Source organism: Desertibacillus haloalkaliphilus, from assembly GCF_019039105.1.
GTDB classification, from domain to species: Bacteria; Bacillota; Bacilli; order Bacillales; family KJ1-10-99; genus Desertibacillus; species Desertibacillus haloalkaliphilus.
On sequence record NZ_JAHPIV010000139.1, the window covers coordinates 1 to 435 of the forward strand.

A 435-nucleotide genomic window follows, 5' to 3' on the forward strand; every position below is an offset into this window, starting at 1 on the left:
TTTCCTTTCTTCCCCTTTTCCTCTCTCCCTCTCTTCTCCCCTCCTCTCTCTTCTTCTTCCCTCTTTTTCTTCCCCCTCCTCCCTCTTCCCTCCCCTTTTTTTTTTCTCCTCTCTCCTCTCTCTTTTTCCCTTTCCTTTTTTCCTTTCTTCTCTCTCTCCTCCCCCTTTTCTTCTCTTCCTCCCCTTTCTTTCTCTTTTCTTCTCTTCCTCTCCCTTTCTCCCCTCTTTTTCTTTCCTCCTTCTCTTTCTTCTTTTTCCTTTTTTCCCTCTCCCTCTCTCTTCCTTTTTTTTCTCCTCTCCTCCCCCCTCCTCCTCCTTTCTCTTTTTTTTCCCTTCTTTCTTCCCCCTCCTCTTTTTTTTTCCCCCTTTCCCTTCTTCCCCCCTTCCTCCTTTTTCCCCCCCTCTCCTCTTTTCCTCTCCTTTTTCTTTCCCTTT

Annotated in this window: 1 protein-coding gene; it reads right to left on the reverse strand. The window is 46.4% G+C overall.

Features of this window, described 5'->3' with window-relative positions:
• On the reverse strand, positions 1-435 hold a 435-nt coding region (locus KH400_RS29720; RefSeq protein ID WP_217228042.1), incomplete at both ends, for a hypothetical protein.